This is a genomic window from Corynebacterium sp. HMSC055A01 (assembly GCF_001809405.1).
GTDB lineage: Bacteria > Actinomycetota > Actinomycetes > Mycobacteriales > Mycobacteriaceae > Corynebacterium > Corynebacterium hesseae.
Genome location: NZ_KV797560.1, coordinates 1 through 404, shown reverse-complemented (window position 1 = coordinate 404; position 404 = coordinate 1). Strand labels below are relative to the sequence as shown.

The window sequence follows — 404 nt, the reverse complement described above, 5'->3', positions numbered from 1 at the left end:
AGGACCAGGACGTCGACGTCGTGGAGCTGCTGGATGAACTTCAGCCGTGTGGGGTTATCGGGTTGGAGGACTGCCAGTTCGGCGGCGAGCATGTCGGTGCGGTAGAACCGTGCGGAGTAGTCGTTGCGGCATGCTGCGGTGATGAGTGCTTGGGCGAGGTATGTTTTACCGACTGAGGACTTGCCCAGGATGACAATGTTTTGACCTAGGTGGCACCATTGTCCGTGGGCGAGTCTGCTGACTTGCTCGGGGTTGATGTTGCGGTCAGGCGTGCAGACCACGTTTTCAAGGCAAGCATCAAGGTTTGGCGATCGGGATGCTTTTAGCAGTTTGTTGATGCGTCGTTCACGCCTGGCTGCGACTTCTTTATCGAGTGCGTAGAGCACCTTTTGGGAAAACGTCCA

General features: G+C 56.4%; 1 protein-coding gene. It reads right to left on the bottom strand.

What is annotated here, in order from left to right; genetic code table 11:
• Window positions 1-386 (bottom strand): ATP-binding protein (locus HMPREF2604_RS04440; protein ID WP_246818370.1); only part of this gene is annotated, 386 nt, incomplete at its 3' end.
• Between the last annotated feature and the right edge of the window lie 18 nt (window positions 387-404).